Below are 26,977 nucleotides of genomic sequence, written 5' to 3'. Positions count from 1 at the left end.
TGGTTGAGGGGCCTACCCGGCGGCCTCGGGGCCCACCGGCGGCGGCTGGGTGTCCTCATCGTCGGATCGAGGCGCCCGGCGGGGCCGGGTTTCCGGGGCGATCAGCCAGCCCACGGCCCCGACCACCAGGATCGCGCCGCTGATGGCGAACGCCCAGGAGAACGAGAGCCGCTGGGCGATGAGGCCCACCAGCAGCGATCCCATGATCGACCCCAGGTCGGCCATCATCTGGAAGGTGGCCACCGCGGTACCTCCGCGGGCCTTGCTGCCGATGATGTCGGCCACGGCGGCCTGCTGCGGCGAGGTGAAGATGCCGGTGGCGAACCCGGCGATCAACGCCGTGGCCAGAAACAGCGGCAGCCCGTCGGTCAGGCCCACCACGGCGGTGGCCACCCCGGCGACGAACAGCCCGGTGATCAGCAGCAGCCGCCGTCCCACCCGGTCGGAGAGCTGGCCAGCAGGGATGACCGCGGCGACGTTGCCCACGGCGAAGGTGGCCAACGCCAGGCCCGCCACACCGGGACTGCGGTGCAGCATCTCGACGATGAACAGCGGCACCAGCGCGATGCGCAGTCCGAACGCCGACCAGCCGGTGGCGAAGTTGGACAGCAGTGCCGCCCGGTAGGCGCGGTTGCGCCACGCCTGGCCCAGGGTCATGGTGGTCTCGGTGTCGGGCTCGGGCGCGGCCAGCGCGGAGTGGCGCAGGCTGATGAACACCACGGTGGCCGCCACCAGCAGCGCCGCCCCGTAGATGAGGAACGGCGCGGCCAACCCCAGCCCGGCGGTGACGCTGCCCAGCACCGGCCCGCCGACCGACCCGACCAGGAACGCCGAGGAGAACATGCCGGCGACCCGGCCGCGGGCATCCGGCGGGCTGATCCGGATCATCAGGCCCAGCGCGGAGATGAAGAACATGGTCGACCCGATGCCGCCCAGGGCCCGGAACAGCAGCAGCTGCCAGTAGGCGTGGGCGAAGGCGCAGGCCCCAGTGGACAGCGCGACGATCAGCAGGCCGCTGACGTAGATGCGCCGCTCCCCCAGCCGCTGGATCATCCGCCCGGCGGCCGGGGCGAACAGCAGCCGCATGAGGGCGAACGCGGTGACCACGAACGTCGCCGCGGTGATGCTGACGCCGAAGTTGCGGGCGTACTGCGGCAGCACCGGCGAGACCACGCCGTAGCCCAGGGCGATGACCGCGTTGGAGAAGACCAGTACCCAGACTTCGCCGGGGAGCTTGGGCCGCTCGGTGTGCGCCGAACAGTCGCCCTCGGTCACGGAACTCACGAGATGACTGTATTGACCACCTCGCGGGCCGCTTCCTGGACCTCCGCGAGATGCTCGGGCCCCTTGAAGGACTCGGCGTAGATCTTGTACACGTCCTCGGTGCCCGACGGACGGGCGGCGAACCAGGCGTTCTCGGTGGTCACCTTCAGCCCGCCCAGGGCGGCGCCGTTGCCGGGGGCGGTGGTCAGCTTGGCGGTGATGGGCTCCCCGGCCAGGTCGGTGGCACTGACCTGCTCCGCGGACAGCTTGGCCAGCCGGGCCTTCTGTTCCCGGTCGGCCGGGGCGTCGATGCGCGCGTAGGTGGGCGCACCGTAGGTCTGGGCCAGCTCGGCATACCGCTGCGACGGGGTCTTGCCGGTGACGGCCAGGATCTCCGAGGCCAGCAGCGCCAGGATGATGCCGTCCTTGTCGGTGGTCCACACCGAGCCGTCGCGGCGCAGGAACGACGCCCCGGCCGATTCCTCGCCACCGAAACCGATGGTGCCCGAGATCAGCCCGTCGACGAACCACTTGAATCCCACGGGCACCTCGACGAGCTTGCGCTCCAGGCCCGCGACCACCCGGTCGATGATCGAGCTGCTCACCGCGGTCTTGCCGACGGCCACCGCGGCCGGCCATTCGGGCCGGTGGGTGTAGAGGTAGTCGATCGCGACGGCCAGGTAGTGGTTGGGGTTCATCAGCCCGCCGTCGGGTGTGACGATGCCGTGCCGGTCGGAGTCGGCGTCGTTGCCGGTGGCGATCTGGTAGTCGCCGATCTTGCCGATCAGGGAGGCCATGGCGTTGGGCGAGCTGCAGTCCATCCGGATCTTGCCGTCGGTGTCCAGGGTCATGAACCGCCAGGTCGCATCGACCAGCGGGTTGACCACCGTGAGTTCCAGGTTGTGCCGCTCGGCGATGGCCGCCCAGTAGTCGACGCTGGCCCCGCCCAGCGGGTCAGCGCCGATCCGGATGCCCTCGGCGGAGATCGCGTGCACGTCCACCACGTTGGGCAGGTCGGAGACGTAGGCGTCGAGGTAGTCGTGCTTGCGGGCGCTCTGCAGCGCGCGGGCCAGCGGCACGCGTTTGACCTCGGTCAGGCCGTTGCGCAGGATCTCGTTGGCACGCTTGGCGATTGCACCGGTGGCGTCGGTGTCGGCGGGCCCGCCGTTGGGCGGGTTGTATTTGAAGCCGCCGTCGCGGGGCGGGTTGTGCGACGGAGTGACGACGATCCCGTCGGCCAGCCCGCTGTCGCGGCCACGGTTGTGGGTCAGGATCGCGTGACTGACCGCGGGGGTCGGGGTGTAGCGGTCGGCCGAGTCGATCAGCGCCGTAACGTCGTTGGCGGCCAGCACCTCCAGCGCCGAGGTCCAGGCCGGCTCCGAGAGGCCGTGGGTGTCGCGGCCGAGGAACAGCGGCCCGGTGGTCCCCTGCGCGGTGCGGTATTCGACGATCGCCTGGGTGGTGGCCAGGATGTGGGCCTCGTTGAACGCCCCGTCCAGGCTGGAGCCGCGGTGACCCGAGGTTCCGAACACCACCTGCTGGTCGACGTCGTCGGGGTCGGGCGTGATCGAGTAGTAGGCGGTCACGAGGTGGGGCAGATCGATCAGGTCTTCGGGTTGTGCCGGTTGCCCGGCCCGCGGGTTGGCTGCCATGTCCCCAATTCTGCCCAGCTTTGCCCCGGTGTGTCTGCCGGACCGGGCGACGCCGGGGTGAACAGCCGGGCCCGGGCATGTCGGTCGGACGCGTCGGAGCCCCACACTCGGCATACTGTCGGGGTGCTGGGTCACGACAACCGCGAGCTGGCCGCCGTGTTCGTCGGCGGTGCGCTGGGAACGCTGGCCCGGGTCGGGCTGGCCACGGTGGCGGCGACACCCCACGGCCACTGGCCATGGCCGACGTTCATCGCCAATGTCGTGGGGGCCTTTCTCCTCGGGTACTTCACCACCCGGCTGCTGGAGCGTCTGCCGCTGTCGAGCTACCGCCGGCCCCTGCTGGGGACCGGGCTGTGCGGCGGGTTGACGACGTTCTCCACGATGCAGGTGGAGATCCTGGGGATGCTCGAACACCACAACTACGGTCTGGTGGCCGGGTACCTGGCCGCCAGCGTCGCGGCCGGGTTGGTCGCGGTACACCTCGCCACGGGGCTGGTGCGCCGCGCGGAGGTGCGCCGATGAACCGCGCGGGGGCGCGCCGATGAATGTGGCGCTGTGGGCGGGTGTCGCCGTGATCGGCGGGCTGGGATCGGTGGCGCGGTTCATGGTCGACCGGGCCGTCGGCCGGCGCAACAGCCGCCCGTTCCCCTTCGGCACGCTGGCGGTCAACCTCAGCGGTGCGGTCCTGCTGGGCTTCGTCAGCGGGCTGGCCCTGAGCCCGCACGTGGCCCTGCTGGCCGGCTCCTCACTGGTCGGCGCCTACACGACGTTCTCCACCTGGATGCTGGAGACCCACCGGCTCGCCGAGGAACGCCAGCTGTGGCCGGCGCTGGTCAACGTCGCCGTCAGTCTGCTGTTCGGCGTGGCCGCGGCGTTCCTGGGACAGCAGATCGCGGGGTGGCTGTGACCACCGACGACTCCGCCAAGGACTTCCTCAAGCTCACGACATACTTCGCCGAGCGGGCCCGCACCGACGGGCGCTTCCTCGCCGAGACCATGCTGGACCGGTTCGACGAGGCGTCGGTGGCGGTCAGCGTGATGCTGCGCGGTATCGCCAGCTTCGGTCCCCGCAACATCATTCGCACCGACGCCACCCTGACCATGTCGGAGGACCCGCCGGTGGCCGTCGCGGCCGTCGACACCGCCGCGAAGATCTCCACCCTGGTCGACGACGTCGTGGCCATGACGGGGCGCGGCCTGATCACCCTGGAGCGGGCCCGACTGGTCGGCGCCGAGGACACGGGCCTGCCGGTGCCCGACGGCGGACACCCGGTGAAACTGACCCTGTACGTGGGCCGCCAGCAACGGGTGGCGGGCAGGCCGGCGCACGTCGCGGTGTGCGGCCTGCTGCGCCGGCACGGCTTCGACAGCGCGGTGTCGCTGCTCGGAGTCGACGGCACCTTCCACGGCCAGCGGGAGCGGGCGCGGTTCTTCAGCCGCAACGTCAACGTGCCGGTGATGGTCATCGCGGTCGGTGAGGCGGAGCGGGCCGAGGCCGCGGCGGCCGAGCTCACCGCGATGCTGCCCACCCCGTTGCTGACGGTCGAACGCGTGCAGGTCTGCAAGCGCGACGGGGAACTGGTGGCGCGCCCGTATGCCCTGCCGCCCGCCGACGCCCGCGGTGCGCCGCTGTGGCAGAAGCTCATGGTGTACACCGGCGAGGCCAGCCTGTACGAGGGCGAGCCGATTCACCGGGCGCTGGTGCGGCGCCTGCGCGAGGGCGGGGTGGCCAGCGGCGCCACCGTCCTGCGCAGCGTGTGGGGTTTCCGTGGCGCGCAGCAGCCCCGCGGCGACAGCATGTTCCGACTCACCCGGCAGGTCCCGGTCACCAGCATCGTCGTCGACAGCCCCGAGCGCATCGCCCACACCTTCGACATCATCGACGACCTGACCACCAACGAGGGGCTGGTGACCTGCGAGATGGTTCCGGCGCTGGTGGCCGTCGACGGAGAGCAGCGCGGCGGCGGCACCACGTTGGCGCAGCACCGCTACTGACACGCCGGGCGACAGCGGCGTAAGCCTAGCCTAGGCTTACTTGCAGGTGTACCGTCCCTGCGCATGGAGCCCTCCCACCCCACCGACATCGGCGCTGCCCTCCAGGAGATCCTGCGCGACGACCTCAACATCGACGTCACCCGTGTGACCCGCGACTCGCGGCTCATCGACGACGTCGGGCTGGATTCCGTCGCGTTCGCCGTCGGCATGGTGGCCATCGAGGACCGTCTCGGTATCGCCCTGTCCGAAGAAGACCTGCTCTCCTGCGACACCGTCGGCGATCTGGAGGCCGCCGTGCTGGCCAAGGCGCCGGCCGCGCAGTGAGCGTGCTCGCCGACGCCATGACGCGGGCGATGACGACGTCGGAGCGCGATCTCGTCGTCCTCGACCGCGACAGCGGCACCTGGGCCCGCCATCCCTGGCCCGAGGTACACGCCCGCGCCGAACGGATCGCCACACGGGTGCTCGACGGCCCCGGCGGGGCGGTCGGACTCGTCGGCGAACCGACCGTGGAGTTCGTCGCCGCCATCCAGGGCGCCTGGCTGGCGCGCCGGGCCGTGTCGATCCTGCCCGGGCCGGTGCGCGGCGCCGACGAACACCGGTGGGCGGCGGCCACCCTGGACCGGTTCGCCGGGATCGGGGTGGGCGCGGTGTTCTCCACCGAGACCCATCTGAATCCGTTGCGCGACAGTGGTTCACCGTTGACGGTGCACGACCTTGCCGACGCCGGCCGGCCGGGTCGCTGCGCCGCACCGGAGGCCTCCCACCGCGACGGCGACGCCGAGGGTTCGGTGGCGGTGCTGCAGGGCACCGCCGGCTCCACCGGGGTACCCAAGACCGCCGCGCTGAGTCCCTCGGCCGTGCTGGCCAACGTCACGGGACTGCTGAGGCATATCGCGGTAGACCCGTCGGTCGACACCGGCTGCACGTGGCTTCCGCTCTACCACGACATGGGCCTGTCGTTTCTGCTCAGCAGCGCGCTCGGCGGCGCGGAACTGTGGCTGGCGCCCACCGCCGCGTTCGCCGCCTCACCGTTTCGTTGGCTGACCTGGCTCTCGGAGAGCGGCGCGACGCTGACCGCCGCGCCCAACTTCGCCTTCAACGTGCTGGGCAGGTACGCGCGCCGGGTCCGCGACGTCGACCTGGGTCGGCTGCGCTTCGCGATCAACGGCGGCGAACCGATCGACGTGGAGGGCTTCGAGCGGTTCCTCACCGAGATGCGGCGTTTCGGCCTGGACCGCGGCGCCGCCGCGCCGGCCTACGGGCTCGCAGAGGCCAACTGCGCGGTCACCGCGCCCAAACCGGGTGTGGGCCTGCACTACGACGAGATCCGCCGTTCCGAGGGACGGTCGGCGCGGCACGCCGTGCTGGGCGAGCCGATCCCCGGCATGGAGTTGCGCATCGTGCCGGGCGAGACCGGCACCGACGACGCGGGCGACCGCGAGATCGGCGAGGTCGAGATCCGCGGCACCTCGATGATGTCGGGCTATCTGAGTGCGCCACCGCTGCCCGCCGGCGAGTGGTTCAGGACCGGCGACCTGGGCTATCTGACCGACGGCGGACTCGTGGTGTGCGGCCGGGCCAAGGAGATCATCACCATCGCCGGGCGAAACGTCTTTCCCGCCGAGGTGGAGCGCGTCGCCGAGAAGGTGCGCGGTGTACGCGAAGGGGCGGTCGTGGCCGTCGGCGTGGGCGCCGGGGCCACCGCCGCGATGCGCCCGGGCCTGGCGATCACCGCGGAATTCCGCGGCCCCGACGAGGACGCGGCGCGCGGCGAGGTGGTGCAACGGGTGGCGTCGGAGTGCGGGGTGGTACCCACCGACGTCGTGTTCGTCGCACCGGGATCCCTGCCGCGCACGTCCTCGGGCAAGCTACGCCGACTGGAGGTCAAGACGACGATGGAGGCCGCACGGTGACCACACCGCTTTCCCTCGATGACTACCGGGTTCTGCTGGACGAGGTGTTCGACGACAGAGTGCGCGCCTGGACCGCCGAAGCCGAGGCGGCCGAACGCTTTCCGCGAGAGTTGATCGAGTATCTCGGGTCCGCCGGGGTGTTCGGCGGCAAGTGGGGCGACGAGCAGCACCCCGACGTCGGAAAGCTCGTCGCGCTGGCCTACAAGCTGGGGCACCTCGGCTCGGCCGGTATCGGCGTGGGCGTGAGCCTGCACGACTCCGCGGTGGCCATCCTGCGCCGGTTCGGCCGCTCGCAGTACCTCACGGAGATCTGCGCGGGCGCCATCCGCGGCCAGACCGTGCTGTGCATCGGCGCCTCCGAGGAGTCGGGGGGATCCGACCTGCAGATCTGCGAGACCGAGGTCCACACGGAAGGTGACGGCTACCGGATCCGGGGTATCAAGAAGTTCGTCTCGCTGTCCCCCATCGCCGACCACATCATGATCGTGGCCCGCAGCGTGGACCACGACCCGGCGAGCCGCCACGGCAACGTCATGGTGATCGCGGTACCGACCGCGCAGGTCGAGGTGCAACGGCCCTACCGCAAGGTCGGCGCCGGGCCACTGGACACCGCCGCGGTGCACATCGACACCTGGGTGCCCGCCGATGCGATGGTCGCCCGGCCCGGCACCGGCCTGGCCGCCGTCTCGTGGGGCCTCGCCCACGAGCGGATGTCGATCGCCGGGCAGGTCGCGTCCTCGTGCCAACGGGTGATCGCGGTGACTCACGCCCGGATGGTCTCCCGGCGCCAGTTCGGCGCGACGCTCTTCGAGCACCAGGCGCTGCGGCTGCGGATGGCCGATCTGCAGGCCCGCGTGGATCTGCTGCGCCACGGCCTGACCGGGATCGCCGCCGGGGGCCGGCTGGATCTGCGGGCGGCGGCCGCGGTGAAGGTGACCGCGGCCCGGCTCGGCGAGGAGGTGCTCTCGGAGTGCATGCACATCTTCGGCGGCTCGGGCTACCTCGTCGACGAGACGCCGCTGGGCCGGTGGTGGCGCGACATGAAGCTGGCCCGGGTCGGCGGCGGGACCGACGAGGTGCTCTGGGAGCTCGTCGCCGCGGCCATGAGGCCCGACCTCGACGGCTACAACGAACTCTCGGCTGAACTCTCGGCCGAACTCTCAGCTGAGCTCTCGGCCGAGCCTGAATTCGTCGCCACCGGGCGCGACTAGCTCGGGCGGTGCAGCGCGTACAGGGCCATCCGGCGGTTGGCCATGTCGTGCTCGCCGAGGAACTCGCAGCCGGCGAACTCGCACAACCGGCGCGCGGCACTGTTGCGGTGATCCGGGTCGAACATGATCCGGCGGCAACGCGGTTCGAGTTCGAACAGGCTCCTGGTCAGCCGGGGTAGCACCAGCGGCCCGAAGCCGCGGTTGACCACCCGCAGGTCCGCGATGGCGGCGTGCAATCCCAGGTCGTGGGCGTCGGCGTCATAGCGCGGTGCGATGGAGTCCCGCGCCGCCCGGTAGACCTCGAGGTAGCCGTGGTCGACGCCGCGCAGGCTGGCGATCAGCGGCCGCGAGTAGGCCCCCGCCAGCTGGGCGCTCAGGTAGCGGTGCCACCGGGGTGCGGGCCAGGCGTACTCCCATGCCTCGGCCAGGTGCGGGCGGTTCATCCACTCCGAGATCATCTCGGCGTCCCGATCGGGGTCGACCACGCGGATGGCGTACGGCTCGGCGAGCGCCGGCACCGGCGGGGCCGGCAATGCGGCCACGGCGTCGGGGACGGGGTCGAGCTCTCTCGGCAGGATCGGCAGCGTGGGCTCAGTTCCAGTCATCGCGCCCGAAGCCTACCCGAAAGTGAGGGTAGGTTTACCTATCCCCTGTCCGGCAAACTCGCTTGACGGGATCAAAGTTTGCTGAAATGTCCATTCTCGGATCACATCATCGGATGTCTACGGCAGCAGATCGTTGCCATCTCCACACAGTGACAAAGGTCCCTAAGCGCGATGCCAAGGTCTATGCACGTCAACGAGCCAAACTCACCCACAAGGATCACACCGGCGATAGGTCACATTTTCGCCACAGTCGCTGGACAGCGTCCGTAACCTCGATTACGTTGACACCGTCAATATTCACCATAATGTTCATCAAGGGGACGAAACAGTGAAGACCAAGGTCCGCGCCGGAATGTTCGTGCTCGGCCTTGTGCTGGCCGTTGCCGGTGTCGCCGTTGCGGTCGCCGAACGGTTCTTCGAACCGACCGGCGCGCCGCTGCTCAGCCTTTTCGGCAGCTCAAGCCCGGCACTGACGGCTCTGCTGGTCGCCGCGCTCGGTCTGGCCTTCGCCATCGGCGCGGTCGAGAATCACTGATCGGCGAGCACCGTCAGCAGGACCGCGGAGTCCTCGATCGCCGCGAGACTGTGCCGCTGCGCCGGGATGACCAGTAGGTCCCCGGCCCGGCCGTCACAGCTGTCCTCCCCGGCGGTCAATCGGACGTGACCGGCCAGCACCTGCAGGGTGGCCTCCGCCGGGCTCTCGTGGTCCCCCAGCGCCTGACCCGCCGCCAGCGCGATCAGCGTCTGCCGCAGCAGATGCTCGTGCCCCCCGTAGACGGTGTGCGCCGCGCGACCGCTGTGGGCGGCCCTCGCCGCCGCGAGCCGATCCTCGACCAGGGTGTTCAGCGACAGAACGTTCATCTTCTCTCCTCCGGAATCCGGGCTGATGAAGTGGCTAACCGGCCAGCAACGCCACTCCGGTGACCACCAGTGCTCCGACCTTGATGACCTCGAACACCACATAGCCGTAGTGCGCCTTCGACCGCGGCCCCTGCGCACCCGCCAGAACCGCGTCGGACCGCCGCGCCAACGCCGGGCGCACGGCGAGCAGTTGCAGCGCCAGTGCGGCGACGGCCACGGCGAAGGCGGCCACGGCGCCGCCTGGGGCCGGGCCGATCATCAAGGCGATCAACACCACCGCCGCCAGCAGCGCTTCGCACGCATTGAGCGCGCGAAACACTAGCCGGCCGATCCCCAGCCCCAGCTGCAGCGTGACACCGGGAGCGCGGAACTTCAGCGGCGCCTCGAGGAACGAGATCGCCAGCACCATGCCCAGCCACACGAAGACCGCCGCGGCGGCCACCGCCGACGATACGTCCATGCACCCTCCCGGTTCCTCGATGCGCCTGCCCCGGTTCCACCCGCCCGGCCCGACCACGAAGGGATCGGGTAGACGGCTGGAGCCATCTGGAGCCATCCGGCCGGTCACCTGTCTTCGAGGCTAGAGCCGCGGCCCCGTCCCCGGCCAGCCCCCGCCCGTCCCTGTCACGACGAGCGATCCAGGACCGAGACGGCCTCCTGCAGGGGCACCGAGGAGGTAGCCAGCCCGCCGAGGAATGGGTGGGACAACTGCAGGATGAGAAACAGGTTGGCGGCCACCAGCACTCCGACCACGGCGACCATCGGATAGTGCAGGGACGGCCGCTCGACGCCGTAGACGATCGCGGTGCCCAGAACCATCGCGCTGGTCAGAAAGATCACCACCCACAGCGGCCACGGCGGGCCGTTGTCCTCACGCGCCTGCAGGATCCGCTCGGTGCGCGCCTGACTAATCTTGTCCAGGTTGCCGAAGGACGTGGCCAGCAGCGCCTTCTGCGCCTCGGTACCCACCCGCACCTGCCCGTAGGCGGAGTACACGCCGTCCAGCGCGGCATCGACCTCGCGTCGACGCCCCCCTTCGACGTCCGACCATTCGGCGATGGCGGCCCGTTCGTAGTCCAACAGGCTCTGACGTATCCGCTGCTCGTCATCGACGGCGAAGACCGTGGCGTCGCGGGCCAACTGCACCGCCGCTGCCCCCTCGGCCAGCGCCTTGACGCTGGCCGCATTCACCTGCCCCCACATCGCCGACACCAGGAACCCGATGAAGAACGCGTAGACGAGGCTGATCACGCCGTAGGTGAACTTGGTGGCGTCGTTATGGTCGTCGTGCCGCAGCGCCGGGTAGCGCCGCCGGACATACATTTGGATGAGGACCGCCCCGCCGGCGACGAGCACGATCAGGCCGAGCAGCAGCAGCGGAGGGGGAACCCGGCTGACGAGCCACGCGCTCACGGTGCCCGCTCCCGGACAGACCCGCCTCGCCTACCGCCGCCCGGGCCCTCCCGGTCCGGGCCCCAGGGGCCCGGGGCCCACGGGTCCAGGACCCACCGGACCGGGTCCAACGGGGCCGACCACTCCCCCGACACCGATGGGACCGGCCGGCCCGAGAATCGGGTTCGGCGGGTTGAGGTAGACGTTCACGTCGTAGTAGAGGCACTGCGCGGTGTAGACGTCCCAGTACATGCCGGCCGGGCAGGGCTCCTCGGCCCGGCCCACCGCGGGCGCGACGATCTGCGCCACCACCGAGAACACCACCGAGAACACCAGCGAAAACACCAGGGACAACACCCCTGTGACAACCACTGCGAGCATCGCCGAGCTCCGCCGAACCCCCACCATCATCGCGCTCTCCTGTTGTCGGATCCGCCTCGGCAGTCACGCCATGAACTCCACGGGTGTGGGGACAGCTTGCCACGCGCCGGGCCGCCCCGACGGGATTCGACCATCACGGCGCAACCCCGGTGACCGGGGAGGAGCCCTGACGTACGCTGCGTCCCGTGACCTCCCTCGAGGAAGCCCTCGCACTGGGCCGCGACGAGAACGGTCTGGCAGTGGTCGCGACCCTGCGCGCCGACCAGACGATCCAGTCGTCGCTGATCAACGCCGGGCCGCTGACCCACCCGGCCACCGGTCAGGCCGTGCTGGCGTTCGTCACCTACGGCAAGGTCAAACTCGCCAATCTGCGGGTGCGCCCCCAGATCGCGGTGACGTTCCGGCGGGGATGGCGGTGGGCCACCGTCGAGGGCCGCGCCGAGATCGCCGGTCCCGACGACCCGCAGCCCTGGCTGACCTCCGATGCGGAGTTGACCCGGCTGCTCCGAGCGGCATTCACCGCCGCCGGCGGCAGTCACGACGACTGGGACGAGTACGACCGGGTCATGCGGGAGGAACGCCGCGCCGTCGTGCTCATCACCCCCACCCGGGTCTACGGCAACGCCTGACAGGTGTTGGCCCGACAGATGACGGCCTAGCAGGTGATGGAGGAAGGCACACCGCATGGGTGACCGCATCGAAGCCTCGGCGCTGGCGCTCGGCCACGCGGAAGCGGTGCAGCGCAGGCTTGCCCGCTGCGTCGCGGCGCTGCGGCGCATGCTCGATGCGGGCTGGTTCGCCGAGCACACCGACACCATGGGATTGGAGGTCGAACTCGACCTCGTCGACCCGCTGGGACGCCCGCGGTTGGTCAACGATGCCGTGCTGAGCCGGCTGGGCCGGCTCGACATGCAGCAGGAGCTCGGCCGGTTCAACGTGGAGCTGAACGTGGCCCCGCGGCCGATGACGGGCCCGGTGCTGCGCGACACCGAGCGCGATGTGCGCGACGCGATCGACACCGCTCGGGGACGCATCGAGGGTCTGGGCGTGCGGATCGTCGCGGTCGGAACGCTGCCCACGGCGAGCGCCGAACACCTGACGGTCGAGCGCATCTCGGACAATCCGCGCTACGCGTTGATGAACCGCCGCATGCGGTCGGCCCGTCACCGGCCTTTCGCCATCCGCATCGACGACGGCGCCGAGACCGTCGAGTTCGCCACCGACTCGGTGGCGCCCGAGGCCGCCGCGACCAGCCTGCAGCTGCACCTGCGGGTGTCCGCCGACCGGTTCGCCGACTACTACAACGCCGCGCAGATGATCGCCGGCGCCCAGGTGGCCGTGGCCGCCAATTCGCCGTTCCTGCTGGGCCGTCGGGCCTGGCGGGAAACCCGCATCACGCTGCTGGAGCAGCTGCTGGACACGCGCCGGCCCCGGGAGGTGCGCGCCAGCGCGCCGAGCCGGGTGCGGCTCGGCGACAGCTGGATCGACGGCCCCCTGGAACTCTTCGACGACCTGGTCGCGCACTACCCGCCGTTGTTCCCCACCCTGGAGGACGAGGATCCCGACGCGGCCGTCGACGCCGGCCGGGCCCCGGCCCTGCACGAGCTGCGGCTGCACAACGGGACGGTGTGGCGCTGGAACCGTCCCGTCTACGACGTCCAGGCCGGCCGCCCCCAGCTGCGCATCGAGAACCGGGTGCTGCCCAGCGGACCGACCGCCGTCGACATGGCCGCCAACGCCGCGTTCTACTACGGACTGGTCCGGTCGGTCGCCGACAGCGGGCGCGCGCCGTGGGCGGGCACGCCGTTCGCGATCGCCGAACGCGACCTGCACCGGGGGGCGCGCGACGGGCTGACCGCCACGCTGCACTGGGACGGTGCGGATCATCCCGCCCAGCGGCTGGCCCGGGAGGTGCTGTTGCCGGCCGCGGCGGACGGGCTCGACGCCTGGGGTGTGGAGGCCGCCGACCGTGACCGCTACCTCGGCGTGATCGAGGGTCGCGTGCGCCGTGGTCGCACCGGCGCCGACTGGCAAACGGCGATGGTCGAGCACCTGGAGGTGGGCGGGCTGACGCGCGTCGCGGCGTTGCACGAGATGACCCGCCGCTACGCCGAGTACGCGCACTCCGGGGCGCCGGTCCACGAGTGGCCGCTGCCGTGAGCAGGCGCTGATCGGGCCCGGGCGCCGGGTTTTGGCGTTCACCCGTCGAAGGGACTGCTCTGCTCTACCCTGTCGCCATGCGCCGCCTCTCGAGCGTCGATGCCGCCTTCTGGTTCGCCGAGACCCATGCCTGGCACATGCACGGTGCCGGACTGACCATCTGCGACCCCACCTCGGCCCCGCAGTTCAGCTTTCAGGCACTCAAAGATATTATTGCGCAACGCCTTCCGGAGATGCCGGTGCTGCGTTGCCGGGTTGCCGGCGCCCCGCTGGGGCTGGACCGGCCGTGGTACGTCGAGGACGAGACGATCGACCTCGACTTTCACATCCGCAGAGTGGCCGTGCCGGAGCCGGGCGGACGCCCGGAGTTGGAGGAACTGGTCGGGCGTCTGCTCTCCTATCAGCTGGACCGGAACCGGCCGCTGTGGGAGACGTGGTTCATCGAGGGCCTCGAAGGCGACCGGGTGGCGCTGCTGACCAAGATGCACCACGCCCTCGTCGACGGGGTCTCCGGCGCCAACCTCAGCGAGATCATGCTCGACGTCACCGAGCAGCCGCGCCCACCGGCGGTGATCGACGCCGCCTCCTCGAAGCGCAGCAAGCTCCCCCCGTTCGAGCTGCGCGCGCTCGGCGGGGTCTTCAACCTGGCCATCCGCACGCCCTACCGGCTCGCCCGGATGGCCCAGCAGACACTCACCCAGCAGTTCGCCGTCCGGGGCCTGCCCGACAAACCGCCCAGGTTCTTCGACGCCCCCCGGACCCGGTTCAACGCCGAGATCTCCACACAGCGACGCATCAGCGCCCACACCGTCGAACTCGAGCGGGTCAAGGCGGTCAAGTCCGCGTTCGGTGTGAAGACCAACGACGTGGTGCTCGCGCTGGTGTCCAGTGCGATGCGCAGCTACCTGCAGAAACGCGACGAACTGCCCGACCGGCCGCTGGTGGCCCAGGTGCCCATTTCCACGCACAGCGACGACCGGGAGATCGGCAATCAGATCAGCTCGATGACCGTCGGGCTGGCCACCGAGATCGAGGATCCCGCCGAGCGGATGGCGACCATCTTCCGCAACACCCAGGGCGCCAAGGAGATGGCCAAGGCACTGACCGCGCATCAGATCATGGGCATGACGGAGACGACGCCTCCGGGCCTGCTGGCCCTGGCCGCCCGGGCCTACACGGCCAGCCACATCGGCGGCCACGTCGCCCCCATCAACCTGGTGGTGTCGAATGTGCCCGGCCCCGACTTCCCCATGTACGTGGCCGGCGCGGTCGTGGAGCACATGATGCCGCTGGGACCGGTCATGCTCGACGTGGCACTGAACATCACCTGCGTCAGCTACAACGGGTCGCTGGAGTTCGGCTTCGTGACCACTCCCGAGGTCGCCGACGACATCGACGAACTGGCCGCCGCGATCGAGCCGGCGCTCACCGAACTGGAACACGCCGCCGGACTCGCGTCGGCGACCTGACGGGCGGGCCTGCCCGTCAGGACTCCAGCCAGGCCCAGGCCTGCTCGACGTCGGGGAAGTAGCGGGCCTGCTGGGCGTAGAACGGCTCCGCGATCTTGGCCAGCCACTTCTCCCACTGGTGATGGCCGACCAGCGCCATCCGATCGATCGACTTGTGGTACTCGCGCCCGAATCGGAGGTCGGAACCCCACGCCTCGACCTTCTCCCAGTGGAAATCGGTCAGGTCGAGCAGAACCCGCGCCGAGCCCGCGGTGTCGACGGCCGAACGCACCTCGGGATCCAGGACCTCGTAGTCGTCGCGGGTGACGTCCCCGCTGACCCGGAATCCCAGTACGTTGTCATGGCTGCGCGACATCTTCTCGATCACATCGACCTCCAGTTCGGCTCGACTTCGGCGCACCGAGGACCGGCCGCCTCCTTCCCGACTATCCGAGCGTCAAGGACGGAGGTCGCCCGGCATAGGGCCCCACGGGCAGGGGACAAGGTCCTCAGTTTCACGATCCGGCCGCGTCGGTCGTGACGGGCGACCTACGGTGAACCCGGAGAGCACCATGACGGATTTCATGCGCAACAGCGACGCGTTCACCTGGTCGATGGAGACCGATCCACGGCTGCGTTCGACGGTCGTGACACTGATCGTGCTGGAACGCACCCCGGACTGGGCCTCGATGCGGGCCCGCTGGGACCACCTCAGCCGCACCCTGCCGATGTTCCGCAAGCGGGTCGTCGGGTCGCTTCCGCCGGCACCGCCCCGGTGGGAGTTCGACCCGGACTTCGACCTCGACTTCCACATGCGCCGGGTCGCCGCACCGGACGGGGGCAGCCGCGAAGGTGTGCTGGAGATGGCCCGCGTCGCGGCGATGGCCGATTTCGATAGGGCCCGGCCGTTGTGGGAGACCACCCTCATCGACGGGTTGGAGGACGGCGGAGCCGCGGTGCTCTGCAGGTTCCACCATGCCCTCACCGACGGCGTCGGCGGGGTGCAGATCGCGATGACACTGTTCGATCTGACCGAGACACCGCGCGCGCTGGACCAGGAGACCGCCGCGCCGTGGGCCGAGCATCCGCAGCTGCTCGGCGCCTATCGCGATGCCGTGCGCTATGACGTCGGCCTGATCGGCAGCGCCGCCTCCGGGGTGCTCAAGGCAGCGCCGAAGCTGCTGTACAACACCATTCGGCGCCCCCGGGAGACCACCGCGGCGGCAACCCAGCTGGCGGCGTCGGTGTATCGCACGGTGCGTCCGGTGAACCAGACCGGCTCACCGCTGATGAAGAAGCGCTCGCGCGTGCGCCGGCTCGGCGTTCTGGAGGTCCCGCTGCCCGCGCTGCGCGAGGCCGCCCACCGCAGCGGCGGTGCGCTCAACGACGCCTTCGTGGCCGGGGTGGCGGGCGGCCTGCGCCGCTACCACGACAAGCACGGCCACAGCGTCGGGGACCTGCACCTGACCATGCCGATCAGCCTGCGCCACGAGGACGACGAGATGGGCGGCAACCGGATCACCCTGATGCGCTTCGACGTCCCCGTCGGCGAGGCCGACCCCGCGCACCGCATCCGGGCCATCCGCGAACGCACCGAGCGGGTGCGCCACGAGAGGTCCCTGCCGTACACGCAGGTGATCGCCGGGGCGCTGAACCTGATGCCGCGCTGGTACATCGGGTCGATCCTGCGCCACGTGGACTTCCTGGCCAGCGACGTCCCCGGCATCCCGGTACCGGTTTTCCTGGGCGGGGCCAAGGTGCGCGCCCAGTACGCGTTCGGCCCGACGATCGGGGCCGCGGTCAACGTCACGCTGCTGACCTATGTCGACACCTGCGAGCTCGGCATCGACGTCGACACGGGCGCGATCCCGGACTACGACGAGTTCTACGACTGCCTGACCGCCGGGTTCGGCGAGGTGCTGGCGCTGGCCGACGAGTGACGCGAGTGGTCACGTGTGACGAAGCCTGACAGAGATGAAGCCTGACAGAAAGGTGCAGGCCAGGGCCGGTGGTCCTGGCCTGCACCGTCTTTGGTGGGGCCGTCGGGGCGCAGCGCCGACCCGCAGGGCTCGACGCTTCTCCGCTTAGCTGAGCTACACAATTACGCCAATCCGGGCCGGCGGATGCCGGGCCCGGGCCAGAATCATCGGATGCGTTTCGGAAACTTCATGGCCCCCTTCCACCCCGTCGGACAGAACCCGACACTCGCCATCGAGCGTGACCTGGACCTGATCGTGGCGATGGACCGCCTCGGCTTCCACGAGGCGTGGATCGGCGAGCACCATTCGGCCGGCTTCGAGATCATCGCGTCGCCCGAGGTGGTCATCGGCGTCGCCGCCGAACGCACCAGGCACATCAAGCTCGGGACCGGCGTCAGCTCGCTGCCCTATCACCACCCGCTGATGCTCGCCGACCGGATGGTGCTGCTGGACCATCTCACCCGCGGACGGGCGATGCTCGGCTGCGGACCAGGCCAGCTCACCTCGGATGCCCACATGCTCGGCATTCCCGCCGACGAACAACGCCCGCGCATGGAGCAGTGCCTGGACGCCGTCATGCGTCTGCTGCGCGGCGAGACCGTCACCATGCACACCGACGGGTTCACGCTGCAGGATGCGCGCCTGCAGCTGAAGCCCTACAGCGACCCGTGTTTCGACGTCGCGGTGGCGGCCTCCTTCTCGCCCACCGGACCGCGCGGCGCCGGACGGCACGGCATCGGCATGCTCTCGATCGCGGCCACCGCCAGGCAGGGCATGGACCTGCTGGCCCAGCACTGGGCCACCTGGGAGGAGGTCGCGCGCGAACACGGGCACGTCGCCGACCGATCGAAGTGGCGCCTCGTCGGACCGATGCACCTCGCCGATACCCGCGAGCAGGCCGAGCGCGACGTCGAGTACGGCATCGCCGAGTTCTCGCGTTACTTCAGCCACGTCCTGCCCGCGGGCCCGGTGCAGGGCGACACCCCGGCCGAGATCATCGCCAACAACCGCGAATCCGGCTTCGCGGTCATCGGCACTCCCGAGGACGCGGTGGCCAAGATCTCCGAACTCGTCGAGGCCAGCGACGGCGGGTTCGGCGCCTTCCTGCTCTTCGACCACGACTGGGCGCCCCCGGCGGCCAAGCTGCATAGCTACGAGTTGTTCGCCCAGTACGTGATGCCGCACTTCACCGGTCAACTCGCCGGACCGGGCGCCTCGCACGACTGGGTGACCGCCAGCGGAACGGAGTTCGTCGACCGGGCCGCGCACGCCATCGGCAAGGCGATCGAGGACCACGCCGCCGAACAGGCATCCAAGAACGCCACCCGATGATCGCGTCGCGGCACACCCAGCACGGCGACGCGCGGCTGCACTACCTCGACTCCGGCGGCGACGACCACCGGGCGCCGATCGTGTTCGTGCCCGGCATGACCGACCTCGCCTCCGACTACACCGAGGTGCTGGCCAGCTTCGGCCGCCGCACCGCGGTCGTCGAGCTGCGCGGCCACGGCGGCAGCGGCGCACCGGCCGACGGATACGACTTCCCCACTCTCAGCGGCGATGTCGGCGCGGTCGTCGACGCGGTGACCGACGGTCCGGTGCACCTGGTGACCTTCTCCCGCGGCACCTCCTACGCGCTGGGGTGGGCGCTCGGGCATCCCGAACGGGTGCGGTCCGTGGCGATCGGCGACTACCCGCCGGAGGAGAAGACGCTGGCCGACGGCCAGGCGGAGGACCTGCTCGCGGGCCGCTGGCGCGGGTCCTCCGTCGGCGACCGACTCGACCGCGACGCGGCGATGAAGACGTTCGCCGCGGCACGGGACCGCTCGATGTGGGAGCCGCTGTCGCGGCTGGCGGTTCCGCTGCTGGTGGTCCGCAGCGGGGCGGGCGTCATCGGCGACGACGACTGGGCGCGGTGCCGCCGGGACTTCCCCGCCGCGGAGCTGGTCGAGTTCGGCGACTCCCCGCACGACATCTTCCGCCCCGACCGGCACCGCTATCCGAGGCTGGTCAAGGAACTCGTGGAGCGCGCCGAGCTCAGGCACCGCCCATAACACGGTGCAGTACTGAGACATTAACGCTCATTGAGCCGACGCCGTCCCCACTGGGTCCCCCGGCGCCGGTCTGACCGGCGCCCCGGCGCACAGGCCGATCTGGGCCGGTCGGAGACCAGCCACGTCAGCCCTTGACGCAGTCCATGATCACCAGGAACGGGTTGTCGAGTAGGTAGTCCCAGTAGTCGCCTTCGCTGGCCGCTTCCGGGACGGGCTGCAGATCCGGAATGTGCACGGCGAAGGCGTGAAAACCGGCCTCGCGGAAAGCCGAGGCGTAGGCCTCGATCGGCAGGTAGTAGTTCCGGACCTCCAGCGAGGAACCGGCGAGGTTGAGCGTGATGTCGATCGGTGCACCGTCCAGGGCCTGGTCGGCCAGTTCCACCTCGAATCCGTACTTGCGGTAGTCGGGCCGGAAGCCGTACACACCCGGGTTGGTGTTCACGGTGACGAATCGGCCGCCGGGCCGCACCCGGCACGCCAAACCGCGGCACATCTGCGCGAGCTCCGCGCGGTCTTGGGCATATACCAGTAGCCAAGCGGAGACGACGATGTCGTAATCCTGCTGCGCGACGATCGAACGGGCATCGGCCACGGTGTATTCGATACCCAACGGATCGCGCAACTCCTGTTCGCGGGCGAGGGTGATCATCCGCTCGGAGATGTCGAGTCCGACCACCTGCGCGGCACCGGCGCGACACAGCAAGCGGGTGAAATGCCCTTCCCCGCAGGCGACGTCGAGCACCTTCTTGCCCGTGACGTCGCCGATGACGTTCAGAAAGGAATAGGTCTCGACGCGCTCTCTCCAGGGCTGCGTCTTGGCCTCCTGGTACTGCTCGGCGATATGCCCCTCGTTGTAGTCGATCGCCACGGCGCACCCACCCCTACCTCCGACACGATCCGATCCCCCATGGCGGAGATCCACTTCACAACCTAGCCCCGATCGGTCGATGCACCGGGTCGGGACTGCACCTGCGTCGATGGGGCCTTTGATGGGACCTTGGTGTCTGAAGGCCGGTCGCCACCCGACGGTCAAGGCCGGCGAACACAGAGAGCAGCGTTGGCACCCACGGCCCATCAAAAAAAGCAGGTCAGGGGCGGAAATCGCCTCTGACCTGCTTTTCTTGTGGAGCTGCCGGGAATCGAACCCGGGTCCTACGGCATTCCCTCGAGGCTTCTCCGTGCGCAGTTCGCTGTGTCTCTACTCGGATCTCCCGGTCACGCGAACAAGCCGGGGATGACGATCCCAGTCGCTGTGGATGTCCCGATGAGTCCCGCGACCGAACTCATCGGTGGAGCCCTCTAGCTGATGCCAGGGTCCGGTCCGAGGGCGCTACCGGCCTGACAGACTAGCCGTCGCTTAGGCAGCGAGGGCGTAGTCGCGCTGATTGGTATCGGCGCTTAATTGGTTGCAACGACGCTTAACGGTGGTCTCTTGCCTGCACCGGCACGCTTCCCTTGATTCGATGCGCGAAGTCGAAACCGTTCAGCCCCTTGTCTTGGATATTGTCTGTGACACTTCGGCATCCCTGCCGACGATCGGCAGGACTCTCAATGATAGCCCCCGATACAACACAGTCCAGCCAATAAATAGTCCCGATCCGTCCCGGCTCAGATCCCAGCCTCAGATGACCGGGTCAGATCACGTAGTTGAGCCGGGTCACGATCGTCTCCCCCACCTCGACGTCGCCGGCGTAGTCCACGGCGTCCGGGCGCGCCGGGCACATCGGGCGCCCGCCGCACAGCCGGGTGAACTGCAGGCCGTCGAGGGTGATGGTGGTGGTCGCCTCGGCGCCGTCGAAGTCGTCGACCAGCGCGGCGCGCCCGTCGACGGCCACCCGCACCGTGCGCTGCAGCGGTCCGGTCAGCTCGAAGGTCACCCGTGCCCCGTCGGGGGCCTTACCCAGCTTGCCGACGACGAACGGCATGCTCGCGGCGATCTCGTCCAGTGCCAGCGCGGTGTCCGGACCGCTCAACTCCGCATCCGTCGACGGCTTGCCGACGGCCTGGCGGATGTCCTGTTCGTGGATCCAGCAGTCGAACACCCGGATCCGCATGAACCGGCCGTAGGTGTCGGGCCCGGCCGGGGTCATCGTCTTGGCGTTCCACGCCGGCTCGATCATGTTGCTCAACATGGTCCGCCGCTGCCCGGTGATGTCGCGGAACCGCTCCAGCATCTGCGCCGGAGTCTCGGCGCGCAGAAAGCGCACCCAGGCCTCGTTCATCGCACCGATCTCGTTGCGCACGTGCTCCAGTGCACCCAGGTCGACGTCCGGCTCCGGGGTGGGCACACCGAGCAGCATGGACTCGGTGCCAATGATGTGGGAGACGACGTCCTGCACGGTCCAGCCCGGCAGTGCGGTCGGTGTCTGCCAGTCGGCCTCGGGCAGGCCGGACAGCAGTGCGTCGATCCGGTCCCAGCTCGCGAAGAGCCCGGCCAGGATGTCGTCCTTGTCGAGGAGGGTCATGGGGCGTGCGGGGCTGCTCATTGGGCTGACGTTACGCCCCGGGGACGACGGACGGTCTCAGCCCGCGGCGATCATCGCCACCGACGCCAGCGCCAGCACCATCCCCAGTGCCTGCCACCGGGTCACCCGCTCCTTAAGCACCACGATGGCCAGCAGCACGGTGGCCGCCGGATACAGCGACATCAGCACACCGGCCAGCGACAACAGCGAGGCGTGCAGCGCCAGCAACATCGTCACGTTGGCGACCGCGTCGAGCACCGCGGCCAACAGCGCCAGCCGAAAGGGCTCGCCCCGGGGCAGCACCAGGTTGCCCGACCCGGCCGCCACCGCGAACACGATGACGGTGGCCGCGATCCTGGCGAAGACCAGGGGCCACAGGCCCGCCTCGACGGGAGCCTGCGCGATCAGCACGAAGTTCAGCCCGAACGCCAGCCCCGCACCGACGGTCAGCCACGCGACCGTTTTGGTGAACCGGTGGGCCTTGACGTCCTCGTCGGTGGCGTCGCGACTGACCAGCACGACCGCCACCAGGGCGATGACGACACCGATATTGGCCACCAGCGCGGGCCGCTCGCCCAGTGCGACCCCGACACCGACGGGTAGCCCGGCGACCAGGATCGCCGTCAGCGGAGACACCACCGAGATCGGGCCCGAACCCAGTGCCGCGTAGAACCACCACACCCCGAACGCCTGGCTGACCCCGCACAGCGTGCCCCACATCAGCGCCGGTGCGGACACCTGGCCGCCGACGGCGACGGCCGGGATCACCAGCAGCACGATCGCCACGGGGTAGGACACCAGCACGACGCGCAGGGCGGCCACCCGGCGCGACGCGATGCCTCCGACGAAGTCGCTGATGCCGTAGCCGAACGCCGACACCAGGGCGAACAGGATTCCGGTCAGGGCATGCCCTTGGCGCGGCGGCCCAGTTCCCGGCTGATCTCCCGCTGGGCGTCGCGGCGGGCCAGGTCCTGACGCTTGTCGTGGGCCTGTTTACCGCGGGCCAGCGCCAGTTCCACCTTGACCTTGCCGTCGGAGAAGTACAGCGACAACGGGACCAGGGTCAGGTTGCCGTCGCGGATCTTGCCGACCAGCGTGTCGATCTGGCGCCGGTGCAGCAACAGTTTGCGGTTGCGTCGCGGCGCATGGTTGGTCCAGGTGCCGTGGTGATACGCCGGGATGTGCAGGTTGCGCAGCCACACCTCGCCGTCGTCGACGGTGGCGAACGCGTCCGCCAGCGACGCCTGGCCCTCGCGCAGGCTCTTCACCTCGGTGCCCTGCAGCACCACGCCGGCTTCGAAGGTGTCCACGACGGCATAGTTGTGCCGCGCCCGGCGGTTGGTCGCCACCACCTGACGCCCGTGGCCGTCGGCCTTGTTGGTCTGCTTGGGTTTCTTGGCCACGGAAACCTACCTGCGCACGTACAGGCGCAACGTCACGTAGCCCGTCACGCCGGCCATGATCACCCCGACCGCCAACAGGATCGGTGAGATGTAGAGGATGTCCGCATAGTCGATCCGGGCGATCAGATTGGCTTGGTAGAACTGGTCGAGGGCCCGCTCCAGGAACGCCGCACGCACCACGATCAGACCCGCGATCGCGATCACCACGCCGATGGTGGCGGCCAGCACCGCCTCGAGCAGGAACGGCAGCTGGGTGTACCACCTGCTGGCGCCCACCAGACGCATGATGCCGATCTCGGTACGGCGGGTGTAGGCCGCCACCTGGACCATGTTGGCGATCAGCAGGACCGCGCCGACCGCCTGGACCAGCGCCACCGCGAAGGCGGCGTTGGACAGCCCGTCGAGCACGGCGAAGAGCCGGTCGATGAGTTCCTTCTGGTTGAGCACACTGCGCACCCCGGGCTGGCCGATCATCGCCTCGTCGAAGGCGGCGTGCTGTTCGGGGTCGTCGAGTTTGACGATGAACGACGCCGGGAAGGCGTCCTTGCCGGCCACGTCCTTGAACTGCGGGATGCGCCGGATCGCGTCCTCGTAGGCGTCGTCGCGGTTGAGGAAGCGCACGGACTTGACGTCGTCGCGCTCCTCGATCTTGGCGCGCAACCCCTTGCACAGATCGGAGTCGCAGGTCATGTCGTTGGCCGAGATGTCGTCGGTCAGGAAGACCTGGGTCTCGACGCGGTCGAGGTAGATGTTCTTGGAGTGGTCGGCCAGCCGCAGCACCAGCAGCCCGCCGCCGAACAGCCCGATCGAGATGGCGGTGGTCAGGATCATCGCGATCGTCATGGTGACGTTGCGACGCAGGCCGGTGACGACCTCGTTGAGTAGGAATCCGGCGCGCACTTACCGGTCCATCCCGTAGACACCGCGCTGCTCGTCGCGGACCAGCCGGCCCAGTGACAGCTCGACCACCCGCTGGCGCATCGCGTCGACGATGTGGTGGTCATGCGTCGCCATCAGAACCGTCGTTCCGGTTCTGTTGATGCGCTCCAGCAGGTCCATGATGTCCTTGCTCGTTTCGGGGTCCAGGTTGCCGGTGGGCTCGTCGGCCAGCAGCACCAAGGGACGGTTGACGAAGGCGCGGGCGATGGCCACCCGCTGCTGCTCACCGCCGGAGAGCTCGGCGGGCAGCCGGTTGGCCTTACCGGACAGCCCCACCATCTCCAGGACGTCGGGCACCACCCGGTTGATGGTGTCGCTGCGCTTGCCGATGACCTCCAGGGCGAAGGCGACGTTCTCGAACACCGTCTTCTGCTGCAGCAGCCGGAAGTCCTGGAAGACGCAGCCGATCACCTGGCGCAGTCCGGGCACATGCCGCCCGGGCAGCTTGTTGACATGGAACTTCGACACCTGGATGTCGCCGGATGTCGGGGTCTCCTCGGCCAGCAGCAGCCGGATGAACGTCGACTTGCCCGAGCCGGAGGGGCCGATGAGGAAGACGAACTCACCCTTGTCGATCTTGAGACTCACGTTGTCCAGCGCCGGCCGCGCCGACTGCTTGTACTGCTTGGTTACGTGGTCGAGGGTGATCATCACGGCACGCCAGTGTAGCGGGGCCGAGGGCCCGCGCCGTTACTCCGACGTCGGCGCCGGTGTCGGTGTCGTCGCGGTGGTGGCCGGAGCCGGTGTCGTGGTGACGGTGGGAGTCGTCGCCGGGGTCTGCCCGAACGGGTTCGGCAACGTGAGTTCCGGTGGGGTGCTCCCGTCGGGCCCGGTGGTGTCGGTGGGAGTCTCCGGCGACGTGGTCGGGCTGGTCTCGCTGGTGGTGGGGGTCGTGGTGAGGGTGGTTGTCGGCGGCGCGGTGCGGACCTGGGTCCTCGGCACCCACGTGTACTCGGGGTCGGGCACGAACCCCGGTGGAACCACCTGGGTTTCGGGAGTGGGTGAGACCGGCGGCTGATAGGTCTGGTAGACCCAGGTCAGCGCGGCGAACACGATGACCAGGACCGCCGTGGAGGTGCGCAGCCGGCCGCCCGGCAGGTACTTCGGCCAGGTGTGGTCGGGGCGGTGCCACTTCTTCCAGAACCCGGTCATCACTGCCCCGGCCCCCGGGGTGTCTCGCGGGCGACCGGCGCCATGGTGCCGACGGTGGGCCCACCCGCCTGCTGGGTGGCGATGCCGGCCTGGGTGAGCGCGGCGATGATCCGCAACCGCAGCAGCCGGCCGACCTCGAACTGCTTACCCGGAAGCGTTCTGGCCACCATCCGCAGGTTCACCGTGTCGACCTCGATGCTCTCCACACCCATCAGCTGGGGTTCGTCCAGCAGCAGCGGACGCAGTTCGGAGTCCTCCATCGCCGTGGAGCCGACCTGATGCAGCAACTCGTTGACCCGGTTGAGGTCGGCGGTCGTCGGCACCGGGATGTCGACCACCGCACGCGCCCAGTCCTTGGACATGTTGAGCGAGCGCACGATGTTGCCGTTGGGGATGGTGTACATCTCGCCCTCGACGGTACGCAGCTTGGTGACCCGCAGCGTGACCTCTTCCACCGTGCCCAGCGAGTCCTGGGCCGCGCCGCTGCCCAGCTGGACGAGATCGCCGAACCCGTACTGGCGCTCGGTGATGATGAAGAATCCGCTCAACAGGTCCTGCACCAGCCGCTGCGCCCCGAAGCCCAGCGCCGCGCCCAGTACGGCGGCCGGCGCGGCCAGCGAGCCGATCGGGATGCCGACGATATCGGTGATCTGCACCGCGACGACGACGAACACCAGCGCGATGGACACCCAGGAGATCACCGATGCCACGGCCTGGCGGTGTTTGGCGGTCTCCGATCGCACCAGCTGATTGGTCTGCTGGTATTCGGCGTCGATCCGGCTGGTGATCCGCCGGGCTACCCAGGCGATGAACCGGGCGATGAGCATCGCCCCGACGACCAGGATCGCGATGCGAAGACCGGGACCGCGGATCCAGAGGCCGACCTCGTCGTTCCAGAAGTCGTGCCACCCCCGCGCCCACCCCAGGGCCAGATAGTCAGTCGTCATCTCTGCTGTTGCGCCATCTGATGCCGGCCTCGAGGAAGCCGTCGATTTCGCCGTCGAGCACCGAGGCGGGGTTGCCGACCTCGTACTCGGTGCGCAGGTCCTTCACCATCTGGTACGGATGCAGCACGTAGGAGCGCATCTGGTTGCCCCACGAGCTGCCGCCGTCGCCCTTGAGGGCATCCATCTCGGCGCGTTCCTCCTGGCGCTTGCGTTCCAGCAGCTTGGCCTGCAGCACGCGCATGGCCGCCACCTTGTTCTGTAGCTGTGACTTCTCGTTCTGGCAGGTGACCACGATGCCGGTCGGAATGTGGGTGAGTCGCACCGCGGAGTCGGTGGTGTTCACCGACTGCCCGCCGGGACCACTGGAACGGTAGACGTCGACACGGAGGTCGTTCTCCGGGATGTCGATGTGGTCGGTGGTCTCCACCACGGGCAGCACCTCGACGTCGGCGAAGGAGGTCTGGCGCCGGCTCTGGTTGTCGAAGGGACTGATACGCACCAGCCGGTGCGTGCCCTGTTCGACGGACAGCGTGCCGTAGGCGAAGGGGGCGTGGACGGCGAACGTGGCGCTCTTGATACCCGCTTCCTCGGCGTAGGAGGTGTCGAAGACCTCGACGGGATACTTGTGCTTCTCGGCCCACCGCATGTACATCCGCATCAGCATCTCGGCCCAGTCGGCGGCATCGACGCCGCCCGCGCCGGAGCGGATGGTGACCACGGCCTCGCGCTCGTCGTACTCCCCCGACAGCAGGGTGCGCACCTCCATGGCCTCGATGTCCTCGCGCAGCCGCACCAGCTCGGCGTCGGCCTCGGCGAGTTCGTCGGAGGCCTCCTCCTCGGCCGCCAGCTCATAGAGCACGGGAAGGTCGTCGAGGCGTTGCCTGAGTTCCTCGACCCGGCGCAGCTCTCCCTGGGCATGCGACAGGTCGCTGGTCACCTTCTGGGCGTGCACCTGGTCGTCCCACAGGTTGGGGTCGGAGGCCTCGGACTCCAATTTCTCGATGCGTCGGCGCAGCCCGTCGACGTCGAGCACCCTCTCGACGGTCGTCAGGGTGGTGTCGAGGGCAGCGAGATCGGTTTGACGGTCAGAGTCCACGACCATTGAGGTTACCGGCTCGCAACACCCGCACGGCCGATCGCTCCGACTCCGGGCG

The 26,977-nt window shown here is 69.5% G+C and carries 30 protein-coding genes and 1 other RNA gene; 13 read left to right on the top strand and 18 right to left on the bottom strand.

Annotated features, from left to right (window positions below; translation table 11 throughout):
• Positions 1-12: 12 nt before the first annotated feature.
• A complete protein-coding gene (locus tag CSR00_RS06950; RefSeq protein WP_099021658.1) occupies positions 13-1,284 on the bottom strand; it encodes an MFS transporter in 1,272 nt (423 codons plus the stop codon).
• Positions 1,281-2,915 carry a phosphoglucomutase (alpha-D-glucose-1,6-bisphosphate-dependent) gene (gene pgm / locus CSR00_RS06945; RefSeq protein ID WP_099021657.1) on the bottom strand — a complete coding sequence of 545 codons (1,635 nt, stop codon included), beginning with the start codon at positions 2,913-2,915 and terminating at the stop codon, positions 1,281-1,283. Before pgm ends, CSR00_RS06950 begins: the two co-directional genes overlap by 4 nt.
• 123 nt (positions 2,916-3,038) lie before the next feature.
• On the opposite strand from pgm, the gene crcB (CSR00_RS06940) reads away from it, so the two are divergent.
• The 6 genes from crcB (CSR00_RS06940) (at position 3,039) to mbtN (ending at position 8,037) form a co-directional block, all read left to right on the top strand.
• Positions 3,039-3,437, top strand: a complete 399-nt coding sequence (gene crcB, locus CSR00_RS06940) for a fluoride efflux transporter CrcB (protein ID WP_099021656.1) — start codon at positions 3,039-3,041, stop codon at positions 3,435-3,437.
• A 19-nt stretch (positions 3,438-3,456) separates the two neighbouring features.
• Positions 3,457-3,822 (top strand): fluoride efflux transporter CrcB, encoded by a 366-nt coding sequence (gene crcB / locus CSR00_RS06935; RefSeq protein WP_099021655.1) that lies wholly within the window; start codon positions 3,457-3,459, stop codon positions 3,820-3,822.
• Positions 3,819-4,910, top strand: coding sequence for a DUF190 domain-containing protein (locus CSR00_RS06930; RefSeq protein ID WP_245905877.1), 1,092 nt, complete (start codon positions 3,819-3,821; stop codon positions 4,908-4,910). Before crcB (CSR00_RS06935) ends, CSR00_RS06930 begins: the two co-directional genes overlap by 4 nt.
• 63 nt (positions 4,911-4,973) lie before the next feature.
• Positions 4,974-5,234: an acyl carrier protein gene (locus CSR00_RS06925; RefSeq protein WP_099021654.1), complete on the top strand. Its 261-nt coding sequence runs from the start codon at positions 4,974-4,976 to the stop codon at positions 5,232-5,234.
• Positions 5,231-6,826 carry a long-chain-fatty acid--ACP ligase MbtM gene (gene mbtM, locus CSR00_RS06920; protein ID WP_099021653.1) on the top strand — a complete coding sequence of 532 codons (1,596 nt, stop codon included), beginning with the start codon at positions 5,231-5,233 and terminating at the stop codon, positions 6,824-6,826. The genes CSR00_RS06925 and mbtM overlap by 4 nt, the downstream gene beginning before the upstream one ends.
• A complete protein-coding gene (gene mbtN / locus CSR00_RS06915; RefSeq protein WP_099021652.1) occupies positions 6,823-8,037 on the top strand; it encodes a mycobactin biosynthesis acyl-ACP dehydrogenase MbtN in 1,215 nt (404 codons plus the stop codon). Before mbtM ends, mbtN begins: the two co-directional genes overlap by 4 nt.
• Here the strand turns inward: mbtN and CSR00_RS06910 are convergent.
• Entirely contained in the window at positions 8,034-8,642 is a 609-nt protein-coding gene (locus CSR00_RS06910) for a GNAT family N-acetyltransferase (RefSeq protein WP_099021651.1), read from the bottom strand. The genes mbtN and CSR00_RS06910 overlap by 4 nt on opposite strands.
• 328 nt (positions 8,643-8,970) lie before the next feature.
• Here CSR00_RS06910 and CSR00_RS06905 point away from each other — a divergent pair, with 328 nt between their 5' ends.
• The gene (locus CSR00_RS06905; protein ID WP_099021650.1) at positions 8,971-9,177 is read left to right on the top strand and encodes a hypothetical protein; all 207 of its coding nucleotides are present in this window, start codon (positions 8,971-8,973) and stop codon (positions 9,175-9,177) included.
• On the opposite strand, the gene CSR00_RS06900 is transcribed toward CSR00_RS06905, so the two are convergent.
• From CSR00_RS06900 to CSR00_RS30590, 4 genes are all read right to left on the bottom strand, one after another.
• Entirely contained in the window at positions 9,171-9,503 is a 333-nt protein-coding gene (locus CSR00_RS06900) for a cupin domain-containing protein (protein WP_099021649.1), read from the bottom strand. The genes CSR00_RS06905 and CSR00_RS06900 overlap by 7 nt on opposite strands.
• Positions 9,504-9,537: 34 nt before the next feature.
• Entirely contained in the window at positions 9,538-9,963 is a 426-nt protein-coding gene (locus tag CSR00_RS06895; RefSeq protein WP_099021648.1) for a hypothetical protein, read from the bottom strand.
• A gap of 164 nt (positions 9,964-10,127) precedes the next feature.
• On the bottom strand, positions 10,128-10,916 hold the full coding sequence (locus CSR00_RS06890) for a bestrophin-like domain (protein WP_245905876.1): 789 nt from the start codon (positions 10,914-10,916) through the stop codon (positions 10,128-10,130).
• Between the two features lie 30 nt (positions 10,917-10,946).
• The gene (locus CSR00_RS30590) at positions 10,947-11,276 is read right to left on the bottom strand and encodes a hypothetical protein (protein WP_245905875.1); all 330 of its coding nucleotides are present in this window, start codon (positions 11,274-11,276) and stop codon (positions 10,947-10,949) included.
• Between the two features lie 185 nt (positions 11,277-11,461).
• On the opposite strand from CSR00_RS30590, the gene CSR00_RS06880 reads away from it, so the two are divergent.
• The 3 genes from CSR00_RS06880 to CSR00_RS06870 all read left to right on the top strand — a co-directional run bounded on the left by CSR00_RS06880 (position 11,462) and on the right by CSR00_RS06870 (position 14,905).
• The gene (locus CSR00_RS06880) at positions 11,462-11,905 is read left to right on the top strand and encodes a TIGR03618 family F420-dependent PPOX class oxidoreductase (RefSeq protein WP_099021646.1); all 444 of its coding nucleotides are present in this window, start codon (positions 11,462-11,464) and stop codon (positions 11,903-11,905) included.
• Positions 11,906-11,960: 55 nt separating this feature from the next.
• Entirely contained in the window at positions 11,961-13,436 is a 1,476-nt protein-coding gene (locus tag CSR00_RS06875) for a glutamate-cysteine ligase family protein (RefSeq protein WP_099021645.1), read from the top strand.
• Positions 13,437-13,513: 77 nt separating this feature from the next.
• Positions 13,514-14,905 carry a WS/DGAT/MGAT family O-acyltransferase gene (locus CSR00_RS06870; protein ID WP_099021644.1) on the top strand — a complete coding sequence of 464 codons (1,392 nt, stop codon included), beginning with the start codon at positions 13,514-13,516 and terminating at the stop codon, positions 14,903-14,905.
• Positions 14,906-14,921: 16 nt separating this feature from the next.
• Here CSR00_RS06870 and CSR00_RS06865 read toward each other — a convergent pair whose 3' ends face one another.
• A complete protein-coding gene (locus tag CSR00_RS06865; protein WP_141564302.1) occupies positions 14,922-15,305 on the bottom strand; it encodes a SpoIIAA family protein in 384 nt (127 codons plus the stop codon).
• A gap of 151 nt (positions 15,306-15,456) precedes the next feature.
• Here CSR00_RS06865 and CSR00_RS06860 point away from each other — a divergent pair, with 151 nt between their 5' ends.
• From CSR00_RS06860 to CSR00_RS06850, 3 genes are all read left to right on the top strand, one after another.
• Entirely contained in the window at positions 15,457-16,824 is a 1,368-nt protein-coding gene (locus CSR00_RS06860; protein WP_099021642.1) for a wax ester/triacylglycerol synthase domain-containing protein, read from the top strand.
• Positions 16,825-17,034: 210 nt separating this feature from the next.
• Positions 17,035-18,195 carry an LLM class flavin-dependent oxidoreductase gene (locus tag CSR00_RS06855; RefSeq protein WP_099021641.1) on the top strand — a complete coding sequence of 387 codons (1,161 nt, stop codon included), beginning with the start codon at positions 17,035-17,037 and terminating at the stop codon, positions 18,193-18,195.
• The gene (locus CSR00_RS06850; RefSeq protein WP_099021640.1) at positions 18,192-18,917 is read left to right on the top strand and encodes an alpha/beta fold hydrolase; all 726 of its coding nucleotides are present in this window, start codon (positions 18,192-18,194) and stop codon (positions 18,915-18,917) included. The genes CSR00_RS06855 and CSR00_RS06850 overlap by 4 nt, the downstream gene beginning before the upstream one ends.
• Positions 18,918-19,041: 124 nt before the next feature.
• On the opposite strand, the gene CSR00_RS06845 is transcribed toward CSR00_RS06850, so the two are convergent.
• The 10 genes from CSR00_RS06845 to prfB form a co-directional block, all read right to left on the bottom strand.
• Entirely contained in the window at positions 19,042-19,785 is a 744-nt protein-coding gene (locus tag CSR00_RS06845; protein WP_099021639.1) for a class I SAM-dependent methyltransferase, read from the bottom strand.
• 253 nt (positions 19,786-20,038) lie between these two features.
• Positions 20,039-20,408: a transfer-messenger RNA gene (gene ssrA, locus CSR00_RS06840) on the bottom strand.
• 143 nt (positions 20,409-20,551) lie between these two features.
• Positions 20,552-21,403, bottom strand: coding sequence for a maleylpyruvate isomerase family mycothiol-dependent enzyme (locus CSR00_RS06835; protein ID WP_099021638.1), 852 nt, complete (start codon positions 21,401-21,403; stop codon positions 20,552-20,554).
• A 36-nt stretch (positions 21,404-21,439) separates the two neighbouring features.
• Positions 21,440-22,285: a DMT family transporter gene (locus tag CSR00_RS06830; RefSeq protein WP_141564301.1), complete on the bottom strand. Its 846-nt coding sequence runs from the start codon at positions 22,283-22,285 to the stop codon at positions 21,440-21,442.
• Positions 22,282-22,785, bottom strand: a complete 504-nt coding sequence (gene smpB, locus CSR00_RS06825; RefSeq protein ID WP_099021637.1) for an SsrA-binding protein SmpB — start codon at positions 22,783-22,785, stop codon at positions 22,282-22,284. Before smpB ends, CSR00_RS06830 begins: the two co-directional genes overlap by 4 nt.
• Before the next feature lie 6 nt (positions 22,786-22,791).
• Positions 22,792-23,685, bottom strand: coding sequence for a permease-like cell division protein FtsX (ftsX, locus tag CSR00_RS06820; RefSeq protein WP_099021636.1), 894 nt, complete (start codon positions 23,683-23,685; stop codon positions 22,792-22,794).
• Positions 23,686-24,375 (bottom strand): cell division ATP-binding protein FtsE, encoded by a 690-nt coding sequence (gene ftsE / locus CSR00_RS06815; RefSeq protein WP_099021635.1) that lies wholly within the window; start codon positions 24,373-24,375, stop codon positions 23,686-23,688.
• Between the two features lie 39 nt (positions 24,376-24,414).
• Entirely contained in the window at positions 24,415-24,876 is a 462-nt protein-coding gene (locus CSR00_RS06810; RefSeq protein WP_099021634.1) for an Rv3103c family proline-rich protein, read from the bottom strand.
• Positions 24,876-25,823 carry a mechanosensitive ion channel family protein gene (locus CSR00_RS06805; protein WP_099021633.1) on the bottom strand — a complete coding sequence of 316 codons (948 nt, stop codon included), beginning with the start codon at positions 25,821-25,823 and terminating at the stop codon, positions 24,876-24,878. The genes CSR00_RS06810 and CSR00_RS06805 overlap by 1 nt, the downstream gene beginning before the upstream one ends.
• Positions 25,813-26,919 (bottom strand): peptide chain release factor 2, encoded by a 1,107-nt coding sequence (gene prfB, locus CSR00_RS06800; RefSeq protein WP_099021680.1) that lies wholly within the window; start codon positions 26,917-26,919, stop codon positions 25,813-25,815. The genes CSR00_RS06805 and prfB overlap by 11 nt, the downstream gene beginning before the upstream one ends.
• Positions 26,920-26,977 lie beyond the last annotated feature (58 nt).

The sequence above is a fragment of the Mycolicibacterium palauense genome (assembly GCF_002592005.1).
In the GTDB taxonomy this organism is placed as follows: Bacteria; Actinomycetota; Actinomycetes; order Mycobacteriales; family Mycobacteriaceae; genus Mycobacterium; species Mycobacterium palauense.
Note: the sequence above shows the minus strand (reverse complement) of the source record. Positions and strands in the feature narration are given on the sequence as shown.

What these genes read in the sequence shown, in the direction of transcription:
- pgm (WP_099021657.1), bottom strand. Translation starts at nt 2,915, where the DNA reads ATGGCAGCCAACCCGCGGGCCGGGCAACCGGCACAACCCGAAGACCTG.
- crcB (WP_099021655.1), top strand. Translation starts at nt 3,457, where the DNA reads ATGAATGTGGCGCTGTGGGCGGGTGTCGCCGTGATCGGCGGGCTGGGA.
- CSR00_RS06925 (WP_099021654.1), top strand. Translation starts at nt 4,974, where the DNA reads ATGGAGCCCTCCCACCCCACCGACATCGGCGCTGCCCTCCAGGAGATC.
- CSR00_RS06910 (WP_099021651.1), bottom strand. Translation starts at nt 8,642, where the DNA reads ATGACTGGAACTGAGCCCACGCTGCCGATCCTGCCGAGAGAGCTCGAC.
- CSR00_RS06900 (WP_099021649.1), bottom strand. Translation starts at nt 9,503, where the DNA reads ATGAACGTTCTGTCGCTGAACACCCTGGTCGAGGATCGGCTCGCGGCG.
- CSR00_RS06895 (WP_099021648.1), bottom strand. Translation starts at nt 9,963, where the DNA reads ATGGACGTATCGTCGGCGGTGGCCGCCGCGGCGGTCTTCGTGTGGCTG.
- CSR00_RS30590 (WP_245905875.1), bottom strand. Translation starts at nt 11,276, where the DNA reads ATGCTCGCAGTGGTTGTCACAGGGGTGTTGTCCCTGGTGTTTTCGCTG.
- CSR00_RS06875 (WP_099021645.1), top strand. Translation starts at nt 11,961, where the DNA reads ATGGGTGACCGCATCGAAGCCTCGGCGCTGGCGCTCGGCCACGCGGAA.
- CSR00_RS06870 (WP_099021644.1), top strand. Translation starts at nt 13,514, where the DNA reads ATGCGCCGCCTCTCGAGCGTCGATGCCGCCTTCTGGTTCGCCGAGACC.
- CSR00_RS06860 (WP_099021642.1), top strand. Translation starts at nt 15,457, where the DNA reads ATGACGGATTTCATGCGCAACAGCGACGCGTTCACCTGGTCGATGGAG.
- CSR00_RS06855 (WP_099021641.1), top strand. Translation starts at nt 17,035, where the DNA reads ATGCGTTTCGGAAACTTCATGGCCCCCTTCCACCCCGTCGGACAGAAC.
- CSR00_RS06850 (WP_099021640.1), top strand. Translation starts at nt 18,192, where the DNA reads ATGATCGCGTCGCGGCACACCCAGCACGGCGACGCGCGGCTGCACTAC.
- CSR00_RS06835 (WP_099021638.1), bottom strand. Translation starts at nt 21,403, where the DNA reads ATGAGCAGCCCCGCACGCCCCATGACCCTCCTCGACAAGGACGACATC.
- ftsE (WP_099021635.1), bottom strand. Translation starts at nt 24,375, where the DNA reads ATGATCACCCTCGACCACGTAACCAAGCAGTACAAGCAGTCGGCGCGG.
- CSR00_RS06810 (WP_099021634.1), bottom strand. Translation starts at nt 24,876, where the DNA reads ATGACCGGGTTCTGGAAGAAGTGGCACCGCCCCGACCACACCTGGCCG.
- CSR00_RS06805 (WP_099021633.1), bottom strand. Translation starts at nt 25,823, where the DNA reads ATGACGACTGACTATCTGGCCCTGGGGTGGGCGCGGGGGTGGCACGAC.